19 protein-coding genes are annotated in these 23,659 nt (G+C 68.7%); 3 read left to right on the top strand and 16 right to left on the bottom strand.

The window, feature by feature from the left end:
• Window positions 1-25: 25 nt before the first annotated feature.
• Both AB0M24_RS40740 and glmS read right to left on the bottom strand, forming a co-directional pair.
• Window positions 26-1,399 carry an NAD(P)H-hydrate dehydratase gene (locus AB0M24_RS40740; protein ID WP_363779210.1) on the bottom strand — a complete coding sequence of 458 codons (1,374 nt, stop codon included), beginning with the start codon at window positions 1,397-1,399 and terminating at the stop codon, window positions 26-28.
• Window positions 1,400-3,259, bottom strand: coding sequence for a glutamine--fructose-6-phosphate transaminase (isomerizing) (gene glmS / locus AB0M24_RS40735; protein ID WP_363779208.1), 1,860 nt, complete (start codon window positions 3,257-3,259; stop codon window positions 1,400-1,402).
• Window positions 3,260-3,393: 134 nt separating this feature from the next.
• On the opposite strand from glmS, the gene AB0M24_RS40730 reads away from it, so the two are divergent.
• From AB0M24_RS40730 to AB0M24_RS40720, 3 genes are read left to right on the top strand one after another with little or no spacing between them, the layout of a single operon-like run.
• Window positions 3,394-4,221 (top strand): dienelactone hydrolase family protein, encoded by an 828-nt coding sequence (locus tag AB0M24_RS40730; RefSeq protein WP_363779206.1) that lies wholly within the window; start codon window positions 3,394-3,396, stop codon window positions 4,219-4,221.
• A 10-nt stretch (window positions 4,222-4,231) separates the two neighbouring features.
• Window positions 4,232-4,687 carry a hypothetical protein gene (locus tag AB0M24_RS40725; RefSeq protein ID WP_363779204.1) on the top strand — a complete coding sequence of 152 codons (456 nt, stop codon included), beginning with the start codon at window positions 4,232-4,234 and terminating at the stop codon, window positions 4,685-4,687.
• Window positions 4,688-4,697: 10 nt separating this feature from the next.
• Complete coding sequence (locus tag AB0M24_RS40720) at window positions 4,698-5,363, top strand: hypothetical protein (RefSeq protein ID WP_363779202.1); 666 nt, start codon at window positions 4,698-4,700, stop codon at window positions 5,361-5,363.
• Between the two features lie 46 nt (window positions 5,364-5,409).
• On the opposite strand, the gene AB0M24_RS40715 is transcribed toward AB0M24_RS40720, so the two are convergent.
• From AB0M24_RS40715 to AB0M24_RS40650, 14 genes are all read right to left on the bottom strand, one after another.
• The gene (locus AB0M24_RS40715) at window positions 5,410-5,916 is read right to left on the bottom strand and encodes a hypothetical protein (RefSeq protein ID WP_363779200.1); all 507 of its coding nucleotides are present in this window, start codon (window positions 5,914-5,916) and stop codon (window positions 5,410-5,412) included.
• Window positions 5,913-8,600: a hypothetical protein gene (locus tag AB0M24_RS40710; protein ID WP_363779198.1), complete on the bottom strand. Its 2,688-nt coding sequence runs from the start codon at window positions 8,598-8,600 to the stop codon at window positions 5,913-5,915. The genes AB0M24_RS40715 and AB0M24_RS40710 overlap by 4 nt, the downstream gene beginning before the upstream one ends.
• Window positions 8,601-8,606: 6 nt before the next feature.
• Complete coding sequence (locus tag AB0M24_RS40705) at window positions 8,607-8,912, bottom strand: type VII secretion target (protein ID WP_363779196.1); 306 nt, start codon at window positions 8,910-8,912, stop codon at window positions 8,607-8,609.
• A gap of 147 nt (window positions 8,913-9,059) precedes the next feature.
• The gene (locus AB0M24_RS40700; protein WP_363779194.1) at window positions 9,060-9,344 is read right to left on the bottom strand and encodes a hypothetical protein; all 285 of its coding nucleotides are present in this window, start codon (window positions 9,342-9,344) and stop codon (window positions 9,060-9,062) included.
• A 65-nt stretch (window positions 9,345-9,409) separates the two neighbouring features.
• Entirely contained in the window at window positions 9,410-10,744 is a 1,335-nt protein-coding gene (gene glmM / locus AB0M24_RS40695; RefSeq protein WP_363779192.1) for a phosphoglucosamine mutase, read from the bottom strand.
• Window positions 10,745-10,854: 110 nt separating this feature from the next.
• On the bottom strand, window positions 10,855-11,400 hold the full coding sequence (gene rpsI / locus AB0M24_RS40690; RefSeq protein WP_363779190.1) for a 30S ribosomal protein S9: 546 nt from the start codon (window positions 11,398-11,400) through the stop codon (window positions 10,855-10,857).
• A gap of 26 nt (window positions 11,401-11,426) precedes the next feature.
• Window positions 11,427-11,870 carry a 50S ribosomal protein L13 gene (gene rplM / locus AB0M24_RS40685; protein WP_363779188.1) on the bottom strand — a complete coding sequence of 148 codons (444 nt, stop codon included), beginning with the start codon at window positions 11,868-11,870 and terminating at the stop codon, window positions 11,427-11,429.
• 257 nt (window positions 11,871-12,127) lie between these two features.
• Window positions 12,128-12,415: a WXG100 family type VII secretion target gene (locus AB0M24_RS40680; protein ID WP_363779186.1), complete on the bottom strand. Its 288-nt coding sequence runs from the start codon at window positions 12,413-12,415 to the stop codon at window positions 12,128-12,130.
• Window positions 12,416-12,477: 62 nt separating this feature from the next.
• Complete coding sequence (locus AB0M24_RS40675; protein ID WP_363779184.1) at window positions 12,478-12,783, bottom strand: WXG100 family type VII secretion target; 306 nt, start codon at window positions 12,781-12,783, stop codon at window positions 12,478-12,480.
• A gap of 146 nt (window positions 12,784-12,929) precedes the next feature.
• Entirely contained in the window at window positions 12,930-13,328 is a 399-nt protein-coding gene (locus AB0M24_RS40670; RefSeq protein WP_363779183.1) for a hypothetical protein, read from the bottom strand.
• Window positions 13,329-13,348: 20 nt separating this feature from the next.
• Window positions 13,349-15,160 (bottom strand): type VII secretion-associated protein, encoded by a 1,812-nt coding sequence (locus AB0M24_RS40665; protein WP_363779182.1) that lies wholly within the window; start codon window positions 15,158-15,160, stop codon window positions 13,349-13,351.
• Window positions 15,161-15,256: 96 nt separating this feature from the next.
• Entirely contained in the window at window positions 15,257-18,100 is a 2,844-nt protein-coding gene (locus AB0M24_RS40660; RefSeq protein WP_363779180.1) for a BTAD domain-containing putative transcriptional regulator, read from the bottom strand.
• On the bottom strand, window positions 18,097-20,787 hold the full coding sequence (locus AB0M24_RS40655) for a BTAD domain-containing putative transcriptional regulator (RefSeq protein ID WP_363779178.1): 2,691 nt from the start codon (window positions 20,785-20,787) through the stop codon (window positions 18,097-18,099). Before AB0M24_RS40655 ends, AB0M24_RS40660 begins: the two co-directional genes overlap by 4 nt.
• A 114-nt stretch (window positions 20,788-20,901) precedes the next feature.
• Window positions 20,902-23,607, bottom strand: coding sequence for a BTAD domain-containing putative transcriptional regulator (locus AB0M24_RS40650; RefSeq protein WP_363779176.1), 2,706 nt, complete (start codon window positions 23,605-23,607; stop codon window positions 20,902-20,904).
• Window positions 23,608-23,659: the final 52 nt, after the last annotated feature.

Here is a 23,659-nt window from a genome sequence, read left to right as displayed (position 1 = left end):
CAGCTCACCAGGTGTGAGCGAGCGCTCAGAGGTTTCTGATCGCGTCCGGGATCGCGCTCATCAAGCCCGATGCGGGCACCGGCGCGCCATCGGCACCCAGTTCCGCCGCCAGAACGTGCACGTACGCGGCGTATCCGGCGGCCAGGAACGGGTCCAGACCGGAGGCCAGCAGCGCGCCGATGATCCCGGACAGCACGTCACCGGACCCGGCCGTCGCAGGCCAGGACGACGTCGCCGAGTTCACCAGCGCTCGTCCGTCCGGTGCCGCCACCACGGTTCGATGGCCCTTCAGGAGCACCACGGCGTTGAAGCGCTGAGCCGCCTTGCGCGCCGCCGCGACGCGGTCCGCGCCCACCGGCCCGGCCAGGCGCTCGAACTCCCTGTCGTGCGGCGTGAGGACCAGCGAGGCATCGGGATCGCGGGCGTCCCACAGTTCCGGGTGCTGGGCCAGCAACGTGATCGCGTCGGCGTCGGCGATCACCGGCACCGAAGCGTCCAGCACGAACCGCAGGACCTCTGCCGACGAGCTGCCGGTGCCCATGCCGGGTCCGACGACCCAGGCCTGCACGCGACCGGCGTCCGTGATCGAACCCGTGCAGATCGTCTCCGGCCAGCGCGCCCGGATGGCGTCGGCGGCCGGACCGGCGTAGCGGACCATGCCCGAGGTCGCCAGCACCGCCGCGCCCGTGGACAACACCGCCGCGCCTGGGTAAGTCGAGCTGCCGGCGGCCACACCCGTGACGCCCTGGGTGTACTTGTCGTCGGACGGGCCTGGCAGCGGCCACTTGATGTCGGAGCGGTCCAGCAGCACGAAGTCGGGATCCGTTGGCCGCAGACCGATGTCGACCAAGTGCACCTCGCCGCAGTCGGCGAGCGCGTGCACGGGCTTGAGGCAGCCGAACGTGACAGTGGTGTGGGCTTTGACGTGCGGACCGGCGATCTCCCCTGTGTCCGGGTCGATGCCGGAAGGCAGGTCCACGGCCAGGGTCGGCGCCTGCACCGAAGCAACCAGCTCAGCCGCGGCTGGCCTCAACGGACCACGCGCGGACAGGCCGACGATGCCGTCGATCACGAGATCTGGCGATCCGACCTCGTCGACGATCCGGCCGCCCGCGCGGCGAAACGCGGCGAGGCCTTCGACGTGCGCCTTGGCCGGGTTGAGCAGCACGGCGGACACCGCGACACCACGGCGGCGCAGGAAGTAGCCGGCCCAGAGAGCGTCGCCGCCGTTGTTGCCCGCACCCACGAGCAACGTGACGCGGCGACGGCCCCGCAAGAGCCTGAGGGCGTGGGTGGCCACACCGAACGCGGCCTTGCGCATCAGCGAGCCCGGCGGGACCACCGCCATGAGCTCTTCTTCAGCGACCTTGACGCGTTCGGTGTGCCAGACGCCTCTCACTCACTCGACCGTAACGGACTTCGCCAGGTTGCGGGGCTTGTCCACGTCGTAGCCGCGGGCGGTCGCGATCTCCGCGGCGAGCACCTGCAACGGGATCGTCGAGATGAGCGGCTGCAGCAGGGTCGGGACGGCAGGGATCTCGATCAGGTGGTCCGCGAACGGGCGCACCGTCTCGTCGCCCTCCTCGGCGATCACGATCGTGCGGGCGCCGCGGGCCTGGATCTCACTGATGTTCGACACCAGCTTCGAGTGCAGGACGGCGCGGCCCTTCGGCGACGGCATGACCACGACGACCGGGAGGTTCTCCTCGATCAGCGCGATCGGGCCGTGCTTGAGCTCGCCGGCCGCGAAGCCCTCGGCGTGCATGTACGCGAGCTCCTTGAGCTTCAGCGCGCCTTCGAGGGCCACCGGGTAGCCGACGTGACGGCCGAGGAACAGCACCGCCTTCGAGTCCGCGAGCTCCCGACCCAGAGCCTTGACCTGCTCGATGGTGCCGAGCACGCGCTGCACGGCCTCGGGCATGGCCTCCAGCTCGGCGAACTCGCGGGCGACCTCGTCCGGGTACTTGGTGCCGCGAGCCTGCGCCAGGGCCAGGCCCACGAGGTAGTTCGCGGCGATCTGGGCGAGGAACGCCTTCGTCGACGCGACACCGATCTCCGGACCCGCGTGCGTGTAGAGGACGGCGTCGGACTCGCGCGGGATCTGCGCGCCGTTCGTGTTGCAGACGGCCAGAACGCGGGCCTTCTGCGCGCGGGCGTGGCGCACGGCCTCCAGCGTGTCCGCGGTCTCGCCGGACTGCGAGACGGCGACGACGAGCGTGTCGCGGTCCAGCACCGGGTCGCGGTAGCGGAACTCGGAGGCGAGCTCGACCTCGACGGGGAGGCGGGTCCAGTGCTCGATCGCGTACTTCGCGACGAGACCGGAGTGGTAGGCCGAGCCACAGGCGATGACGAAGACCTTGTCGACGTCGCGCAGGTCCTGGTCGGACAGGCGCTGCTCGTCCAGCACGATCCGGCCGTTCGAGAAGTGGCCGCGCAGCGTGTTCGCCAGCGCCTCCGGCTGCTCCTCGATCTCCTTGAGCATGAAGTACTCGTGGCCGCCCTTCTCGGCGGCGCTGAGGTCCCAGTTGACCGTGAACGGCTTGGCCTCGGCCGGCTCGCCCTCGAAGTCGGTGACCTGGTAGCCGTCGCGGGTCAGCACGACCATCTGGTCCTGGCCCAGCTCGACGGCTTCCTTGGTGTGCGCGATGAACGCGGCGACGTCGCTCGCGACGAAGTACTCGTTCTCGCCGACGCCGACGACCAGCGGCGAGTTGCGGCGCGCGGCGACGACCGTGTCCGGCTCGTCGGCGTGCGTGAAGACGAGCGTGAACGCGCCCTCCAGGCGGTTCACGATCTTGCGCACGCTGGCGACCAGGTCGCCCTTCGTGTCGCCGTCGTTGTAGGCGAAGGACACGAGGTGCGCGACCGTCTCGGTGTCGGTGTCGGACGCCATCTCGACGCCGAGAGCTTCGAGCTCGGCCCGCAGCGCGAGGAAGTTCTCGATGATGCCGTTGTGCACCACGGCGACGCGGTTCGTCGCGTCGCGGTGCGGGTGCGAGTTGCGGTCGATCGGCGCACCGTGTGTCGCCCACCGCGTGTGGCCCATGCCGACGGTGCCCGCGAAGTTGTCGCGGCCCACCTCGTCGAGCCTCGTCTCGAGGTTCTGCAACCGGCCGGCCTTGCGCTCGACGGCCAGATCGCCCTCGCTGATGACCGCGACGCCTGCCGAGTCGTAACCCCGGTACTCGAGCCGCCTCAGCCCGTCCAGCACGACGTCGAGCGCCGACTGGTGACCCACGTATCCCACGATTCCGCACACGGGAAACAGACTAGCTAGACCACGCCGCTAACCCTAATGAGTGAGAGGGCCCTATCGGCGCAGGTCAGAGACCCATGTGGTGTAGACCAATCTCGGGTGTGAGGCGCACGACAGGATCGACTACGGTTCACCCCATGGCTCGCCGCGTGATCACGCTGACCGCGAAACAGGCCCTTGAGCAGCTGAGCAGGCCTGGTCCGCACCCGGTGCTGCGCGGCGACCTCGCGCTCGTCGGCCTCCCCGGAGTGATCTTCACGCCCACCGCCGGCCTGGGTCTGCCCGCTGTCGCCTTCGGCCACGGCTGGATGCAGCCCGTGCGCCGCTACCACGGTCTTTTGCGGCACCTGGCCTCGTGGGGCGTGGTCGCCGCCGCCCCGGCCGTGGAGCGCGGGCCGCTGCTGTCGTCACGGGTGCTGGCGGCGAACCTCATGACCACTTTGGACATCTGCACCGGCGTGCGGCTGGGCACCGGCGAGATCAGCGTCGACCCGGCGAAGCTCGCCCTGGCGGGCCACTCGATGGGTGGCGGCGCGGCGGTGCTGGCGGCGGCGGAGAACGCACGGGTCCGGGCCGTTGTGACTTTGGCCGCAACGGAGACGCGTCCGTCCGCTCTGGACGCGGCGCGCGACGTCCGGGTGCCGGGCCTGCACCTCGCGGCCGGCGAGGACAGGATCGCGCCGCCCGTCGGACACGCCGAGGCGATCGCGTCCGCGTGGGGTGGGCCTGTGCAACTGAGGCTGCTGCCCAAGGCCTCGCACCTCGGGTTCACCGAGGGGCGGCACTGGAGCGAGCTCGTGCTGGACGGGCGCGCCGAACGCGGATCGCACAAGCTCGGACGGGCTTTCGTGACCGCGTTCCTGCTGCGGGTGCTGACCGGCGAGCGGATGTACGACGACCTGCTCGAGAGCGACGTGAAGAACGCGAACCTCGTCTTCCAGCGGGAAGCACTGCGTCAGCGGTAGCTTGCTGTCCGTGATGCCCGGACAGAACCAGAACAACGGCCTGCGCATCGGCCTGGTCGTGCTCGTCGGCGTGCTCGCACTCGCGTGCAGCGCAAGTGTGGTCGTCAAGGCCGTCGACAGACTGCTCACCGGCATCAGCAAGGGCGACGTCCTGCGCATCGCGACAGGCGGGACGCTCGCCCTCGGTGCGCTGACGCTGCTCGCGGGCGCGCTGATGGTCGCGATCGGCACCGCGGCGAGCAGGTTCGTCGTGAGCGCCGCGGCCGCGCTCTATCTGATCGCGTTCGTGCTGAGGTCCTTGAGCGGAGGGGTCGACAGCGAGCTGATCGCCGTGCTGGTCGGGGTGCTGGCGGCCGCCGCGATCACCTGGTCGCCTCCGCTGACGGCGTACTTCCAGGCGAAGAAGGCACCTCGACCACACCCCGGCTACGGCCACCAGCCCTACGGACCGCCCCGAAACCGCTAGGTTGCTCAGCGTGATGCCGAACCAGGGTTGGCAGCAGAACCAACCGCCACAGCAGCAGTGGGGTCCTCCGCCGCCTCAGCAGCCCAGAGGCGGCAGCTTCGTGATGGCGATCATCGTCGCGGTCGCCGCGGCCGGAGTCGCCGTGTACTGGGCGATCCTCGGCTACATCGCGATCGCCATCGGCGCTCCGCACAAGCGGGAACCGGAGCTCATCGCGTCGTTGCTGGTGGAAAAGGGTGGCAACGGCTCGCTGCTGGCGCCGCTGAGCATCGCCGAGCTGGTGCTCAAGCTGCTCACCGCGGTGGTTCTCCTCGTCGGCGCGCTCCTGATCATCCTGCGCAAGGTGCCCGGTGCGTTCCTCGTCGCGGGTGCGGTCCTGCTGGCCGTGCTGTCGGCCGGCTGCCGCTTCGTCTACTACAACCAGATCGGCTGGAGCGGCACCAGCGACACCTACATCGCGACCGTGCTCACGCTGATAGTCGGGGTGCTGGCGATCCTGCCCCCGGTGACCAAGGCGCTGAAGCCCGCCGCACAACAGCAGTTCGGCCATCCGCAAGGCGGTCAGTTCCCGCCGCAGCAGCAATTCCCGCAGCAGCAGTTCCCTCCGCAGGGACCGCCACCCGGCTACGGCCCACCACAGGGTCCGCCACCGCCCGGCTACGGCCCACCGCGCTGATCGACGAGAAACGCCCCCAGAGACGGATCTGGGGGCGTTCTTCGTTTCAGGACAACCAGCTCTGGTTGCTCAGGTCGTCGTCATCGTCGACGACCGGCCGCTGTGGCCGGCGCGGAGGCTGCCGGACAGGAGGAGGCGGAGGCATCGGCGGTTGCTGGACAGCAGGTGGTTGGTGCACGGGCGGCTGCGGTGCCTCGTTCGACCCGCTCATGAAGCCTTCGGACTGCTTGCGCAGGTCCATCGCCCGCCATTCCTTGGCGATCTGCTCGACCTCTTCGTCCAGGTCGTCCTTCGCGATGGCGGTCTCGTCGTCGAGGCCGAACGAGAGCTCCTTGTTGCGGTCCTTCTGCACACCGTCGCCGCGCTGAGCCCTGCCCATCTCGCGCAGACGCTCCGCCAGCCGCTGCTTGCGGTCGGCGAACTTGTCGTGGCTCTCCTGCGTCGCCTTGGTCGACTCCGCGAACTTCTCCTTGGCATCGGCCATGTTCGCGGAGTGCTCGGACCGGATGCCGGACAGCTTCGCCTTGAACGCGGCGAGGTCGAGATCACTCACCACTGACCACCCCGATTGCCGTCATCGCCGCTCAGCACGCCCTGGGCGCTGCTCAGCGGGTTGTTGTTGTCGTCGTCGAACAGCGAACCCGTGGTGCGCCACTGGCTCGCGCCGCGCTCGGAGTCGCCACCCTGCTGACCACCCGCACCGGCGCCGCCCATCATGCCGCCGCCCATCATCCCGCCACCCATCATGCCGCCGGACGCGGGACCGGACGTGGGCTGGCCGTGACCGTCCTGCATGGACGGCAGGTTCGCGGAACCCGCCTGACCGGCCTCGGAGGTGTTGGTGTCGAAGCTTCCGCTGTTGCCGTGGTCGCTCTGGGACGGCGTGCTCCAGGCACTGTCCGCGGGTGCAGAACCGCCGAGCACCGACTCGCTCGACGCACCACCACCGGTGAACGAGACACCGGACGTCGAGGTGGTGTCCGAGGCCGCCGCGTGGGCGAACTGCGGGCCCTCACCGGAGATCCTGGGCTCGCCGACGCTCGGCATAATGCCGTTGTCCTCGATGTAGCTGCGGGCCATCGAGTCCTGGAACCGGTCGGCGATGTTCGGAGCCTCACCCGGCGCGCTCCAGACCTGCTCGGCGGGCATGGCCTGGAACTGGCCTTCCGCCGGAGCCGGCATCGTCTGGAACTGACCGTCCGCTGCCTGCGGGAAGTCCTGGTCCGGGATGTTCAACGGCTCGTCGAGCCGCAGGTCGCCGCTCATGCCGCCGCCACGGCCCGTGTCGCCGGCGGGGTCGGTGGCCGCGGCGGGGTTGTCGTCCTCGCCGAAGCTGACGCCGATCTGGTCGGGCGTGCCGTCGCCGTTGTCCGCGGTCAGGTTGATCTCGCCGGTCTTGCCGTCGACCTCGGCGGTGAAGTTGACGCCGTCCTGCTCGATGTGGATCTTGCCGTCGGCACCGACCTCGACCGGGATCGGGTTCGACTCCGAACCGGGCGCGCCCATGCCCGTGCCGCCCGGCGTGCCGCCACCCGTGGTCGGCGTGTTGCCGGCCGGAGGTGCGCCGGGGGTCTGCGAGCCCTGGGCAGGCGTGCCGGTGAGCTGGTTCGCCATGGCCGTGATGGCCTGCGTGCCGTTCTGTCCCATCAGCGCCTTGGCGGCCTCTGGGTTCTTGCTGAAGTCGAGGTCGTAGGTCTTCGGCTCGCCCTTCGGCGTGTCGATCGTCATCTTCACGTGCCCGTTGGAGTCCGGCTCCGTGACCTTGATCGTGTTGTCGCCGGCCTTGACCGTGACGGACTCGAGCTTCTCCTCGGGCTTCGGCTGGTCCGGCTTGCCGTCGCCGTCCTTGTCGTCGGGCTTGCCGTCACCGTCGAGGTCGTCGACCTTGCCGTCGCCGTCGGTGTCGCCGGGCACGTCCGGCTTGCCGTCACCGTTCTTGTCGAGCGGGTTCTCCGGCTTCGGGATCTCCGGCATGCCGCCACCGCCAGGACCGCCACCCGGTCCGCCGCCAGGACCGCCACCGGGGCCACCGCCGCCGGGCTTCTTGTCGCCACCGCCGGGTTTGTCACCCGGCTTCTCGGCGGGCTTCTCCTCCTTGGCGGGGTCGAACGGCTTGGTGTTGATCTTGTCGATCTCGGCGGCGAGCGCGGCCCACGCGTCGTCGACCGCCTTCTTGGTGTTCTTGCAGAGGTCCTCGAAGTTCTTGTGCTTCGTGCTGACGTCGGGGTGGAAGGTCTTCTGAAGCCAGTCGGAGGCTCCGATGCGGACCTGTTCCTTCCACTTGTCCTCGTCGCAGGCCTCGTCGTTGATCTCGATGCCCACGTGACCGGCGGCGCGCCTCAGCACGCCCTCGTCGTCACTGCGCGCGGCCTGGACGATCTCGCGGATCTGCGGCGGCGTCTTGCCTGCGATGTCGAACGGACTGCCCACACCGTTGAGCACGGTGTTCGCCTTGTCGTTCACCAACTGCGAGACCGTGTGGCAGGCGAAGCGCGTGGCGTCGGCGATGTGGTTGACGCTGTCCGCGACCGCTGCGGCCTTCTTCGAGAAGTCGGCGACGAACGCACGCGAGTTGTCCGCGGCCTTGCCGTCCCAGCTGGACCAGAGCTTGCCCATCGACTTCTCGGAGTCGGCCTGCTGGGTGCGCAGGTCCTTCGAGATCTGCCGCATCTCGATGATGTCTTCGTCGATCTTGTGGAAGTCGATGTCGCGCTGCTCTTCGTAGAGCGTCTTGACCGCTTTGAAGTCGGTGTTCAGGGTTGCGCCGACACCGAGGACGCCCTTGGCCTCCTGGTAGACCGGGAGGAAGTTCTCGAAGTACTTCAGGCCTTCCGCACCGGCGTCCAGCAGGAAGTTGGAGTTGCCGACGCCCGCGCCACCGTCGGCGGCGCGTTGCTCGGACTGGTCGAGCGTGTTCTGGCCGGCCTTCTTGGCGTTGTTGTGGTCGTCGATCTTCTTCTGACCGGCGTCCCCCGACTTCTTCGCGATGTCGTAGGCGTTGTTGAGCCGGTCTTCAGAGCTGTCCGACCAGGGCATGGAGTTCGACAACGACTGGCCGAAACCGTCACCGTAGGAGATGTCGTAGTCGTCGAGGTACCGCTCGAGCTCGTCGTTGTGCGTGCCCGTGACGTCCTTGTCCATCTCGGTCGTGTAATACGCCTCGAGAAGGGCTTTCTTCTGGTCCGGCGGGACCTCGGGGTTGTCGCAGAGCTTCTTGACTTCTTCCCAGCTGGGCATCCGCGACTACCTTCCCTGCTTGTTGACCTTGGTGGCGTTGGCCTCTTCGGTCCACGCGTAGCCGTTGGCCGACTCGCGCAGCTTGTCCGAGAGACCCTTCATCGCCGCGGAGTACGCGGCGATCGCCTCGCCCAGCTTCGGCAGGCCGGCGACGTACTTGCCCCCAGCGGCCTCGTGCGCACGTCCGAAGTCCTTCGGGCCCACGTTGGTCGCGGTGATCTTCGCCTTGTAGTTCTCGATCTCGGTCGCGATGCCTTGAATGGTCGTCGCGGACGACATCATTTCGCCGGCGTTGGCCTGAAAGCCAGACATGTGCTCCTGCCTCCCCTAGTCCCCGATCTGACGCAGTTCGGCTCAGCGGGGTTCCGCCATACAGTGCCAGCTCACGTCACAGGGTGACCTGAGCTCCGAGATGTCGGTTGCCTTAGTAAACAGCCATCCGGCGGGGTCCGCCGATGATCACCACTGATTGGGTGGAGGGGGTTGCTGACCAGGCTGTTGCTGGGGCCACTGCTGACCGGGCTGGGGCTGCTGGGGCCACTGCTGACCCTGTGGGGGACCCTGCGGCGGGTACGGCTGCTGCGGGTAGCCCTGCTGCTGGGGGTGACTCTGACCGGGCGGGAACTGCTGCGGGTGCTGGGGTCGCTTCTTCTGGTTCTTCACGACGATCACCACGACCACCGCGACGGCGACGAGTGCCAGCACGAACAGGGTGATCAGCAGCGCTACCGGGCCGAACTTCACGTTCTCGCCTCTCGGGTGGTGTCCACCGACGTGGGGCCGGCACGCGGCCGGCCCCCTCGTCGATCTCAGTGGACCGAGGAAACCACACCCGCGAGGCGTTGCGCTGCCGACTCCGCCTGTTCGTGGCTGGTGGCCTCGACCATCACCCGCACGAGCTGCTCGGTGCCGGACGGGCGCAGCAGCACGCGGCCCGTGTCCCCGAGCTCGGCCTCGACGGCGGCGACGGCCTCGCTGACCGAGGCGGCCTTCGCGACGGCGGCCTTGTCCGAGACCTTGACGTTGATCAGGACCTGCGGCAGGCGGCGCATCACCGAGGCGAGGTCGGCGAGCGACTTGCCGGTCTCGGCCATGCGGGCCATCAGGCGCAGCGCGGTGAGCAGACCGTCGCCGGTGGTGGCGTGGGCGGGCAGCACGACGTGGCCGGACTGCTCGCCGCCGAGCGAGTAGCCGCCGGCCTTGAGGTCCTGCAGCACGTACCGGTCGCCGACCGCAGTGGTGCGCAGCTGGATCTTCGCCTCCCGCATGGCGATGTGCAGGCCGAGGTTGCTCATCACCGTGGCGACCAGGGTGTCCTCGTACAGCTCGCCGGCGTCGCGCATGGCGAGGGCGAGGATCGCGAGGATCTGGTCGCCGTCGACGCTGTTGCCCTCGGCGTCCACGGCGAGGCAGCGGTCGGCGTCACCGTCGTGCGCGATGCCCAGGTCGGCACCGTGCTCGCGGACCGCGGCGGCCACGACGTCGATGTGGGTGGAGCCACAGCCGTCGTTGATGTTGAGGCCGTCCGGGGTCGCGTTGATCGCGATCACCTCGGCCCCGGCGCGGCGGTAGGCGTCCGGTGCGGCCACCGACGCGGCACCGTTCGCGCAGTCCACCACGACCTTGAGGCCGTCGAGGCGGTGCGGAGTGACCTTGAGCAGGTGCTCGACGTACTGGGTCTCGGCGTCCGTGATGTCGCGCACCCTGCCGATCGCGGCACCGGTCGGACGTTCGAAGCTCTGGCCCATGTGCTGCTCGATCTCGTCCTCGACCTGGTCGGGCAGCTTGTGGCCACCCGCGGCGAAGAGCTTGATCCCGTTGTCCGGCATCGCGTTGTGCGACGCGGAGATCATCACGCCGATGTCGGCGTTCAGTGCGGCGACCAGGTGGGCGACGGCCGGTGTGGGCAGCGCGCCGACCCGCAGGACGTCCGCGCCAGCCGAGGTGAGACCCGCGGTGACGGCGGCGTCGAGCATCTCGCTGCTGGCCCTGGGGTCGCGGCCGACCACGGCGACCGGGCGGTGGGAACGGTCGTGCTCGGCGAGCACGCGTGCCGCTGCGGCGGCGACGGACATCGCGAGCTCGGGGGTGAGATCGGCGTTGGCGAGACCACGCACTCCGTCGGTGCCGAACAAGCGGGCCATGAATCCTCCGAAATGGACACTGCGAGGCGGCGGGAAAGACCCGGAAAACACTGCGGGAGCAGCAGTTCGAGTTGAACTGCTGCTCCCGCAGGTACAGCTGACGCGTTAGATCAACGCTTGGAGTACTGAGGCGCCTTGCGGGCCTTCTTCAGACCGTACTTCTTGCGCTCCTTGACCCTCGGGTCACGGGTGAGGAAGCCGGCCTTCTTGAGGGCCGGGCGGTCCTCGGCGTCGACGGCGATCAGCGCACGCGCGATGGCGAGACGCAGCGCACCGGCCTGGCCGGTGATGCCGCCGCCACGCAGGTTCGCGATGACGTCGAAGGTCTCGGGCTTCTCCGTGGTGACGAGCGGCTCCTTGATGAGCTGCTGGTGCACCTTGTTCGGGAAGTAGTCCTCGAGGGCCTTGCCGTTCAGGGTGAACTTGCCGGTGCCGGGCACGAGGCGGACGCGGACGACGGCCTCCTTGCGGCGGCCGACGGTCTGGGCGAGGTGCGCGGCGCCGTTCAGCGAGGGCGCGACCACCGGCGCGGAGGTCTCGACGACCTCAGCCTCGGCGGCCTCGGCCTCGGGAGCCTCGACGACCTCGGCCTCGACAACCTCAGCCTCGACCGCGGGGGTCTCGACCTCAGGGGTCTCGTTCTCAGGGGTGGTCACAGGAACTTCCTCGGTGTACTCGTCGCTCACTGGGCGATCTTCTTGATCTCGAAGGCCTGCGGCTGCTGAGCAGCGTGCGGGTGGTTCGGCCCGCTGTAGACCTTGAGCTTGTTCGCGATCTGACGGCCAAGGCGGTTCTTGGGCAGCATGCCCTTGATCGCCTTCTCCACCAGGCGGTCCGGACGCGTGTCCAGGACCTCGCCGAAGGACTGCTTGCGCAGACCACCGGGGAAGCCCGAGTGGCGGTACTGGAACTCCTGGTCCCGCTTCGAACCGGTCAGCGCGACCTTGTCCGCGTTGACGACGATGACGAAGTCACCGGTGTCAACGTGCGGGGCGTAGGTCGGCTTGTGCTTGCCGCGCAGCAGCGTCGCGGCCTGGGTGGCGAGCCGGCCGAGCACCACGTCCTGGGCGTCGATCACGTGCCAGGTGCGGGTCACCTCACCGGGCTTCGGGCTGTACGTGCGCACGGATCTACCTCGTCGTCACTTGCGTCTGGGGTCACTGCGGCGGTTGCCCCAGACCGATCTTGGACGGACCAAGCGGTGGTTCCGAGACAGGCGCGGCACACATGGGCGCCAGCTACCGCACAACAACGTAAGAAGATACCGGATGGGTGGTGCGGGGACCAAAACGGCCCCTCCGAACACCCTCCTCCGGACGTACGCGAGCCCCGGACCACGTGGTTCCGGGGCTCGCGAGGGTCTAGCGACAGTGCACGCGGGTCTCAGCCCCAGCGCTGCGTGTTCTGCTGCTCAGCGGTGCGGTAGGCCTCGGCGGCCTGCTGCACGGCGGTACCGATGGCGGCGAGCACGGCCTGCAGGTCACCGGCGGCCTGGGCCCACTTGGCCTGCGACGCCTGGTAGGCACCCTGCGCGGCACCTTCCCACGCGGCCAGCGTCTTGTCGACCTGGGCCTTCAGGTCGTCGAGCTGCTGCTGAACCTGCGTGGCGCCGCTGCTGATCTGCGAGCCGGCGCTCTCGATCTCGCCGAAAGTAGCCTTGATTCCGTCCATGATCGATCTCCCCTAGATGTGGCTGAAGTTTTGAAGGCGTGAAGCGGTGATGGCGCAGACGATCAGAGGCGGTTGGCGATGGTGCCGATCGAGCCCTGCTGCTCTTCCTCGTTGCGCTTGTAGACCTCCGAGGAGCTCGAGATCTGGGAGCAGATCTCCATCAGCGCCTCCTGCACCTTGTTCGCGTCCTCCTGGAAGCGCTCGATCAGCTTCTGGAAGGCGGTGGCCGCAACGCCGGACCAGGCGGTGGCAACGCCGTCCGCGGCATTGCGAATCCCGCGGAGCGTGCCCTGCGTCTGCTGGTTCACATCGGCGATGTGCTTGGCCAGAGCGTCAAGGTCGCCAGGCGTGAGGTTAAAACCACCCATGGGAGATTCCCCCTTGCTTGAAGTTCAGGTCGTACTTCTTGGTTCGTACGCCTCTTCCGACGAGGACCCTGCCACGTCGGTTCCACCCTGTCGCGACTTCTTTCGAAGTAGTTGCGCTAGTAAACGGCTCCGGGTGAAACCAGGTGTCAGTAGAGGATTCGCGACTGCGAAAAGTCCTCGTCATCGTCACTCACACGGGGAAGCTGGCCACTCGGACCGGCGACAGCCACAGAACCGAGGGTGGTCGCCGACTCCACATCAACCGGCGCGGGAGCAGGCGGGGCAGTCAGTTCGGCGGCGTCAGGCGTCTGCTCGACCGGCAGTCCGCGGTCGTCGCGGAACCCCTTGGCCGCCTCGCGCACGTCCGCCGAGGTGACCTGAGCACCCGGTTCGACCTTCCGCTCACGCGCCTGCCTGGCCAGGTCACGCGTGCGTTCCCGCAGCTTGGCGTTCTGTTCACCGATCTCACCCGACGCTCGACGAGCACGGGTGACGGCGGCGCCCACGTCTGCGCGGAACCGGCCAAGAGCCTCGGTGGCGGACATCGGCAACTCCCCTGACGTAGCTACTTCGGCTTGATGACCAGTGAACGGACGACCTGCTCGCAGGCCGCGCCGACCTGCACCTTGCCCGCGTCGGTGGCCTGGCAGCCCACGCTCACCTGCGCTCTGCCGACGAACTGGATGTACCAGTCGACCGCGGCTCCGCTCACTTCTTCGCGATAGTGAACAACAGATTTGCCCGCGAATGTGGTCGCTTCAGCAAATCCCGACACCTTGTCGCCGTCGTCTTTGCGCTTGTCGTATTGGTTCTGCAGTTCTTTCAACGCGCGCGGGCGATCCGCGTCACTGTCGTAGAGAAGGGTTTGCTCCTGCACAGCAATGCGATCCACCGGCGAATCCGTGCCTGCGGTTTTGCGCTCGATCGGTTGCAAAAGCACCTGCCGGCTTTGCGCGACTCCGCCGGTCTGCTCCCACCCGTCCGGGCGGGTGAAGCTGTAGTCGTAGACAGCGATCTGGTTGGCCGGCGGATTCGACTGCTCCTGCGTCTTCCCGCGGTTCAGCCAGTAGTAGGCACCAGCACCGGCCGCCGCGAGCAGCACGACAACGCCGATCGTGACGAACAGCGGCGCCTTGCTCTTCTTCGGCGGAGGAGTGGCCGCGGGGAACACGGAGGGGTACTGCGAGACCGGCGGAGGCTGGATCCGGCGGGTGATCTTGCGGGTCGTGTCGTCGGTCACCCGCAGGTTGTGCGTGACGTCACCCGGACCACCTTGCGGCATCTTCTGTTGGGCGACGCCACCTGTCCGTTCCGGATCGAGGCTGACGGCCCGCAGCGCACCACGGGCAACAACGGTCTCCGGCTGGTCGATGCTCGTCGGCACCACCCGCGTGTGCTCGTGAACCAGCCGCGCGACGAGCGGGATCCGGCTGGACCCGCCCACCAGGAACACCCCAGCCAGCTGCTGAGGCGCGAGACCGGCGTCACGAACCGTGGCGCCGACCAACGCGGCAGCGCGGTTCAGCGGCGCGGTGATCAGCTGCTCCAGGTCGGACCGGGTGACGTGCGCGTCGGGGAACGGCGGCGGCATCGGCACGTCGGTGTAGGCGTGCCGGGACAGCGTCTCCTTGGCACCCCTGACGTCCTGCCGCAGCACCCGCCGCTTGCGCCGGTCGGCCATCTCGTGGCCCTCGACGAGCTGCCGCCACGCCTCGGGGTCCTTGGCCGCGACCAGCCCGCCGACGTGCTCCAGCAACGCCTGGTCGACGTCAGCGCCGCCGAAGCTCGGGTCGCCCTTCGCCGACAGCACCCGGAAACTCTTGCCTGCGCGCGCCACCACGCTCGCGTCAACAGTGCCGCCGCCGAGGTCGAGCACGGCGAGCGCGGCACCGTCCGGAATCGAGTGACTCGCGGAGTGGAAGACAGCCGCAGCGACCGGCTCCGGCACGAGCACCAGCTCACGGCCGAGGCCACGCGCCGCCTGAAGGAGCACGCGGGTGCGGACGGTTCCCCAGTCCGCAGGATGAGTGAGAACGAGGAGGTCTACGGGTGCCCCGCCACCAACCCGGCGCGCTTCTCCGACCGCACGAGTGAGCACCGCGCGCACGACATCCACGACGGGCAGCACAGTGCTGCCCAGCAGCAGCTCACCCTCGTCGACGCGGCGCTTCGGGTGCGGCTCGTAACGAGCGGGGTCGACGGCAGCCTGGCGCTCGGCCTCCTGCCCGACGAACAACGTCCCGTCGGCGGCTGCGAACACGGCGGACGGCACCAGCGGCTGGCCGTCGAACACGACGACCTGCGGCTCCCGGCCGTGGGCCGAAACGGCGACGCAGGTGCTCGACGTGCCGAAGTCGACCGCGACGTGCAGGCTCATGCACCTTCCCCTCTTCCGCGCACATGCTTACCCGATGCGACCGGCCCGGACGACACGGATGACAAAGCTCGCTCACTCAGCTCCGCGACTCGACGGTCACCGATCACGCCTCCGCCGGGCTTCCGCCAGCGCGGCCCGCAGCCGTTCCTCCGCATCGGCATCACCCGCGTCGGCGTAGTTCTCCAGGCTCGCGGTGACCATGTCGCTCACCTTGTCGTACAGGCCGAGCGCCAGGGTGGCCTCGGCGATCACGGCCAGCGCGCGCACGGTTCCGCGCCGGTCGCCGACGTCCTCGAGGATGGCCAGGGCCTTCTCCGCGCTCGTCAGCGCGAGCCCCGGGTCACCGAGAGCGAGGTCGACCTGGGCCACTTGAGCCGAGAGGTAGCCGACACCGCGGTTGTCGTCGAGCTCTGCCGCCAACTCCAGCGCCTCACGACTCGCCGCGCTCGCGCGCTCGAGATCACCACCCGCCAGAGCGCTCGACCCGATCCGGCTGAGCACCAGCGCGACCTCGTTCGGAACACCCCCGTCCCGGCTGAGCGCCAGCGCCTCGTCCATGACCCGCACCGACTCCGGATAACGACCTGCGGCGACGAGCGCGGTGCCCAGTTCGCGCAATGCGCTCAAGTACAGGTTCTGCACACCGCTGGCCCGTCCCGCGGCCACCGCACGCTCGGCGAGTGCGACCTGCGGTTGTCCGGTGTGGATCGTTGTGTAGTAGGTCAACGCGCCCAGCGCCGCGGCGAGCTCGGCATGGGCCCCGATCGCCTCGAACGCGTCGGCACAACGCGAGAACTGGGTGAGAACGTCCTCGGTGACACCACGCAGGGTCCGCTGGTTCGCCAGGTTCAGGTGTGAGCGCCACGCGACCAGTTCGTTCCCTTCGGCGAACGCCGCATCCCTGAGGCGCTCGCGCAGTTGAGCAGCGCGGTCGTGGGAGTACCGGTGGTCGAGGAAGAACTGCGTGCGGTCGACGAGGTCGGAGGCGTCCTGGACCCAGTTCTCCTGCAGGCAGTACGTGATCGCACGGTCGATGTTGACCATCTCGGCCGCCAGGAAGCTCTCACCGCCGGCCGCGATCCGCTCGATCTCGGAGCGGTCCAGCGCGGTCGACGCGGTGACGGGCCGCATCGGCAGCTCGTCCCCTCCTGCCCAGTCCTCGACCGTCACCTCGAGGAGAGTCATCAGGAGGCCGACGTAGTCGCGCATCGCCGCCGCGACGACCTGCTCGTCCTCCCCTCGCACCAGCTCGGCGGCGTACACCGCGAGCAGGTCGTGCAGGCGGTACCGGGGCTCGCCGGTCGCGTCGAGGCCGACCTCGTCGAGCAGGTTGGCCTCCACGAGCCGTTCGACGAGCCGCTCGCCGTCGCCGCCGGCCAGCACGCCGACCGTCCAGGAGGCCACATCCGTCGCGCCGAGCAGCCCGAGCCGGCGGAACGCCGTCGCGGCGTCAGCCGGCAGGACCTCGTAGCTCGGGCCGAACGTCGCACGGATCTCCAGATCCCCCATGGTGAGCTCGTCAAGGCGGTGGCGTTCGTCGGACAACCGACGGGCCAGCGACCCCAGCGGCAACGACTCGCGCGCGGCGAGGCGTGCCCCGGCGACCCTCAGCGCGAGTGGAAGGCCCCCGCAGGCTGCGGCGATCGCGCTCACCGCGGCCATGTCCGTGCCGGCCCGTTCGGTACCGAGGATGCTCGACAGCAACGCGATCCCGTCGTCCGTCGCGAGCGGCGGCACCCGCAGACTCTGCGCGCCCTCGACCTGGACGAGCTGGTGGCGGCTGCTCATCAGCACCGCGCAGCCGACCGTTCCTGGCAGCAACGGCCTGACCTGGTCCGGTCCCGCGGCGTCGTCCAACACCACCAGCATCGCGAGATCGGCCAGCTGGGCGCGGAAGGCCGCGCTGCGCGCCTCCACGCTGTCAGGGATGGCCGAAACGTCCACGCCCAGTGCCGACAGCAGCTCGGCGAGCACCTCGGCCGGTTCGCGCCGGTTGCCGCCGGCGCCGTTGAGGCGGACGAACAGCTGGCCGTCCGGGAAGCGGTCACGCAGCCGATGCGCGGCCTTGATGGTGAACGCGCTCTTGCCCACGCCGGGAGCACCGGTCAGCACCACGACCGGAACGCCGGGGGCCGCGAGCCGCTCCTCGACCTTGCGGAACAACTCCGTGCGGCCGACGAAACCGGCCGTGTCGGGCGGCAGCTGGCAGAGCGTCCTGCGCGGACGGGGCGGCTCCGGCAGGTCGCCGTTGAGCAGCGCGAGGTGCAGCTGCCGCAGTTCCGGTGACGGGTCGATGCCCAGCTCGTCAGCCAGCAGGCCGGTGACCTCGCGGTAGCTGTCGAGCGCCTCCGCCTGCCGGCCGGAGCGGTAGAGCGCAATCATCCGCTGCGCCCAGAACCGTTCCCGCAGCGGATGCTCCCTGGTCAAGGCAGTCAGCTCGGCCGCGAGATCACTCGCCCCGCCGCGGTCCAGATCGTTGTCGATGCGGCGTTCGAGGGCGTCGAGGCGTTCGTTCTCCAGGCGCGGCACCTCGTCGCGGTGCAACGCGTCCGACGCCACGTTCGCCAGTACCGGACCACGCCACAGCTCCGTGGCCGAGGCGAAGTCGCCGTCCTTCACCAGGCGGCGGAACCTCAGCAGGTCCAGCTCTTCCGGCCGAACCTCGGCCAGGTAGCCACCGCTCGTCGTGCGGACGCGGTTGGCAGCGCCGAGGGTCTGCCGGAGCCTGAGCACCGTCGTCTGCAACGTCTTGTGTGCGCGGTCGGCCGAGGGCGGGTCGCCTTCCCACAGGCGGTCGACCAGCTCGTCCACCGACATGAACTGATTGGGGCGCAGGAGCAACGTGGCCAGCAGCACCCGCCCGCGTCCACCCGCGATGGTCATCGGCTTGCCGTCGACCAGCACTTCGAGGGGACCGAGCACACGGAACTCGACGCTCATGACTCCCCGTCCCTCAGCTCGTCCAGCAGGGCCGCGAGTCTCCCTGCCGCCGACCCCTCGAAGACACGCTGGACGGCTGCCGCCTGATGCCACGCGGTCTCCGCCTCGGCGCGCCGTCCTAGGCCGCGCAGGACGACGACGAGCCGGGCCAGCGCCCATCCCTCGATTCGGGTGTTGCCGTACCTGCGCGCGGCTTCGAGTGCGATCTCCAGCTCGGGTTCGGCTTCCTCGAACCGACCTAATGCGACCAGTGCATTGCCCTTGGTGTAGCGATGCATCGACTGCTCGTACTCATCACCGTGTTCCGAGCTGACGACAAGCGCTTGCTCGCTCGTCGTCAGCGACTCGGCGTAACGTCCAAGCTTGAACAGGTTGACCGCGATGTTGCCGAGAGCGACGTTCTCCCGGAATCGGTCCCCCAGTTCTCTCGCGAGCTCGGCACCCCTGCGCGAGCACTCCAGCGCTTCTTCGTTGCGCCCGAGTTCGTTGTGGAGGGACGACATGTTGACCACCGCGCTGATCTCCACCATCGTGTCGCCCCGCTCTTGCGCGATTCGCATCGTTTCCTCGAGGTAGCGCTGTGCGTCCTCCAGGCGCCCGACGTCGTCGTACATGTAGGCCAGCCTGAGCTGCAGGATCCCTCGCTCTTCAAGGCTGGTTCCCGCACCCAGCAGCACCTCGAACATCTCGACGACTTCGCTGCTGCGATTTCTCCGCATTCGCAGGTAGGTGCAGATGTGTGCCGGAATGTACTGAGCGAGGTCGCTCCATCCGCGAGACAGAGCGGCGTGCAACACCGCTTTGAAGTTGTCCCATTCTTGGCCGCACCACGCCAGCGCGTCGAACCTGGAGTTGAACGTCTGCGGAGTCACGCCGGAGGTGACGGGGCCCGCCGTCGCGGTCTCCTTGATGCCCTCACGCCTCACCGCGTGCTCCAGGGTGTGGACGTACCACTCGGTCATCCGCAACGCGGCCACCTCGTCGTCTCCGCACAGTTCCGCGGAGTACGCACGCAGAAGGTCGTGCAGGCAGTACCGCCCGGCTGAACGCGTCTGCACGAGCGCATCGGCGACAAGCCGTTCCAACAGCCGCCGGGCTTGTGCAACGGTGACTCCCGCCAGCGCGGCGGCGGCACACACGTCGAAGTCCGAACCCGGATGGATGGACAGCAGCCGGAACATCCGCGCCGACTCGTCGTCCAACGCCCGATACGAGCACGAGAACACCGCACGAACGTCCACGTCGTAGAAGTCGCTGAACGCATCGAGCCGCTCGTTGCGCAGCTCCGTCACGAACTCACTCAGAGGCACGTCCGGGAACCGCGACACCCGTTCAGCGAAGACCCGGAGCGCCAATGGCAGTCCGGCGCAGTGTTGGACCATCTCGCGCGCAGCCTCAGGTTCGGCATCGAGCCGAGGTCCGCCGACGACCAGCTCGAGCAACGACCGCGCCGCGTCGACCTCCAACTGCCCCAGGCCTATCGCGGTCGCGTCGTGCTGCGAGACGAGCGCGCGCAGTTGGTTGCGGCTGGTGATGATCACTCGTACCCCGGCCGCACCGGGCAACACGGGCAGGACCTGGCGTACCGAAGCGGCGTTGTCCAGCACCAGCAACAGCCGCCGGTCGACCAGGGTGGTGCGCAACAACGCAAAGCGGGCCTCCGCATTGGGCGGCACCTTCTCAACGCCCAACCCTGCCAGCAACGTCTCGGCGACGGCGGCAGGATCGACAGGCTGGACCTCCGGGTCGAACCCGCGCAGGTTCACGTAGAGGTCGCCGTCCGGGTAGTTCTCACGCACCTCGCGAGCCCACCGCAACACCAGCGCGGTCTTGCCGACGCCACCGACACCATGCACGACCGAGACACCGGTCGCCTTGTCCAGGGCTTCGAGCTCTTCCTCACGCCCCACGAAGTTCCGCACACCGGCAGGGAGCTGGCGCGGAACCTGCCGACGCTCGCCAGGAGACACCTCGGCACGCAGGATCTGCTGGTGCAGCTCCTGCAACGCCGACCCCGGATCGACACCGAGCTCGTCGGCGAGCTTGGCCCGCACGTCCTGGTAAGCGCTCAACGCCTCGGCCTGCTGGCCCGACCGGTACAACGCGACCATCAGGTGACACCAGAACGGTTCCCGCAACGGGTGCTCGGTGACCAGCGACCGCAACTCAGCCACCAGCTCTCGCGCCAGCCCGCGGTCCAGGTCGGCCTCGATGCGCCGCTCCAACACCACGAGCCGCTCGTTGACGAGCTGCGGCACCTCCTCGCGCTGCAGCCGCTCCGACGCAACGTTGCCGAGCACAGGTCCTCGCCACAGCGCGGACGCGGCACCGAAGTCACCTGTACCGGCCAGTGCGCGGAACCGCAGCACGTCCAGCTGGTCCGGCTCGATCACGGCCAGATAGCCGCCGGTCCGGGTCTGCACGCAGTCGGCCTCGCCCAGCGCGACTCTCAACCGTCGCACGACCATCTGCAACGTCTTGTGCGCCCGGTCCGGCCGCGGAGGGGTACCGTCCCAGACCAGGTCCACCAGCTCGTCCACCGGCACGAACCGGTTGGCGCGCAGCAGGAGGGCCGCCAGCAGGATCTGGGACCGTCCAGCCGGGACCGTCACGGGCTCGCCGTCGAGAAGCACCTCCAACGGCCCCAGCACGCGGTACTCGGCTCGCACGACGTCCCCCCAGGTCACCTGCAGTGTAGGCGCTGTGATCACAGTGTGAGCGAAGTGTGAGCGGCTCCCGGCATAGTTCTTCTCAGCGGTGCTGGTGGCTGAGAAGACCTGGGGGGCCACCAGCACCGCTCATCAGTTCTCGGGGAGCGCGGCGAGATGAGCCCGCACCACTTCAGCGTTCGGGTGTTGGTGGTACTCCCACGCCTCCAGCGACTCGATCCACACTCGACGTGCTCGCACAAAGTCACCCAGCCCCAGGTACGCCTCGCCGAGCCACCTCTGCGCAGTGGCGATGTCCGACCAGCTGCCCACCTGGTTGAACCAGATGATCGACTGGTTGAGGAGTTCGACCGCCTGACCGAACTCATCCAGGCGCACGAGAATCGCGCCCCTGGTCATGGCCTCGTGCCCCGAGTCGTACGGGTTCTCAATGCCCTGCCGCAGCGTTTCCAGCTCGGCACAGCATTCGAGAGCTTTCTGGTACTCGCCCACGAAGATGAGCCCTTCGGCAACCTGGTGCAGAGCCATACTGATCAGCTCGTTGGTCGCGCTGGCATCACCACGCTGCAGGTCGAGCGCGGCTTGCGCGGTCTTCAGCGACTCGTGCGGACGGTCTCGCAGGATCAACGTCCACGCGAGGCCGCTCTGGCAGCGCACCTGTCCAGGCACGTCACCGAGTTCCGCGTAGGCGCGACCGCTCTCCGCGAATCTCCGCGCCGCATGCTCGTACCGGCCGAGCCTGGCGACCGCGACAGCTTCCAGGAACATCATCTTCGCGGCGCGTTCAAGTTCTCCTGCCCTGGCAGCGGCTCGTTCGGCGCTGGCGAGCGCCCACATCCAGTCCTGCCACGGACCGATCCGATCGACCAGGTCGAACGCGATCCACACGAGCTGCCAGGTGTGGCGGTCGAAGCCGTGGGCCTCGCTCTGGGCGATCACCGCTCGCAGCACGTTGCGTTCCGCTCGGAACCAGTCGTGGACAGCTTCCAGCTCGGTGAACGCCTCCGGACTCGTGCCGGGCAGCGGCACCGGCTCTTTCACGAACTGCCGGTGCCGCGCGTGATGATTTGCGTCGACTGCGATCAAGGTGTGGAGGTAGTGGTCGAACGTCCGCTCAAGCGCCGCGTCGCGAGCCTCAGCCGATTCCTCCGCCGCCGCGCGGTCCGCCGCGTAAACGCGCAGCAGGTCGTGGCAGTTGAAACGGCCAGGCACGTGCTCGACCAGCAGGTTCGCTCTAACCAGTTCCCGCACGCAGGCCAGCGTCTCTTCGACGGGCAACCCTGCGAGGCTTGCGGCGGCGGGCACGGTGATGTCCGGCCCTGGATGGACGCCGATCAGCCGGAACATCCGCGCGGCAGAGGGGCTGAGCTGCTGGTACGACCACTGGAAGACGGTTCGCACGCTGGTGGCCGCATCGCCGGTGTCCAACGTGTCGAGGCGGGTGCGTTCGTCCGCCAGCTCCGCGACCAGCGCGGACAGCGGAAGCGAAGGCGACTGTGCCGCGCGGGCCGCCACGATCGCCAACGCCAGTGGTAAGCCGCCGCACCACTTGATCAGCTCGTCGGCCGCACCAACCCGCTCCGCGCCTAGCCGACTCACGAGCAAAGCGTGGGCTTCGGCGTGGCTCAACACGTCCAACGCGAGCTGTTGCATACCCTCGTTGACCACCAAGCCCGTCAGCCGGTCGCGGCTAGTGATCAGCACCAGACAAGACGAGGGACCGGGCAACAGAGGGCGGACGTGTTCGGCGTCGCGGGCGTTGTCGAGCAGCACCAGGATGCGGCGGTCGGCTACGAGGCTGCGGTACAACGCGGCGGCGGCGTCGAGGTCGGCTGGCACGCGGTCGGGCGCTACGCCGAGGCCTTCCAGGAAGCGGCCCAGGGCGTCGCCACAAGTCATCGGGGCTCGGTGTTGGTCGAAGCCGCGCAGGTTCACGTAGAGCTGGCCGTCGGGGAAGCGGGAAGCGATCTCCCGCGCCCAGTGCACGGCCAAGGTCGTTTTGCCCACGCCGGCCGTTCCGGTGATGGCGACGATCGAGCCGCGCGTCAACGAGCCCAGTGCGCCAAGTTCGGCTGAGCGTCCTATGAAACGTGGAACGGCTACGGGCAGTTGGCGTGGCACCGGGCCACGTACTCGCACCGAACCGGAGAGCACCTGCTGGTGCACCGAACGCAGGTCCGCGCCTGGGTCTACGCCCAGTTCGTCGGCCAGCAGAGTGCGGACTTCCTGATAGGCGGACAAGGCCTGCGCCTGTTGGCCCGACTCGGCCAGTGCCAGCATCAGCTGCGCCCAGAAGGCTTCGCGGAACGGATGCGCGACGACGAGGCCGCGCAGTTCGGCGACCAGATCGGCGGCTCGGCCCGCGGCGAGGTCGGCGGCCACACGGCGTTCCAGGGCCAGCAGCCACTCCTCGGTCACCGGGGCGACGTCGTGCTGGTGCAGGGCGTCGGATCGGATGTCGGAGAGCATCGGGCCGCGCCACAACCCCAGAGCGGTGGCGAAATCACCGCGAGAGACCAGGGAACGGAAGCGTGCGAGGTCGAGGGCCGAAGGGTCCAACGACGCCCGGTAGCCGCCACGCGCGGTCTGCACGCAGCTCGCGGTGCCGAGTGCCTGGCGCAGGCGGGTCACGACCATCTGCAACGTCTTGTGCGCCCGGTCGGACGACGGCGGCTCGCCTTCCCACAGCCGTTCGATCAACACGTCCAACGACACGAACTGGTTGGGGCGCAGCAACAACGTCGCCAGCAGCACGCGGCAACGACCGGCTGGCACCGGCACAAGAACACCGTCGAGAAGGACCTCCAGCGGCCCGAGGACGCGGTACTCGACAGCCAAAGCTCCCCCGCACGTGACCGAAGTGTGAGCGTGATGCACGACCCTATGTCTG

It is taken from the genome of Lentzea sp. NPDC051838, from assembly GCF_040681245.1.
Lineage (GTDB): Bacteria > Actinomycetota > Actinomycetes > Mycobacteriales > Pseudonocardiaceae > Lentzea.
This window is presented reverse-complemented; position numbering and strand designations above follow the sequence as displayed.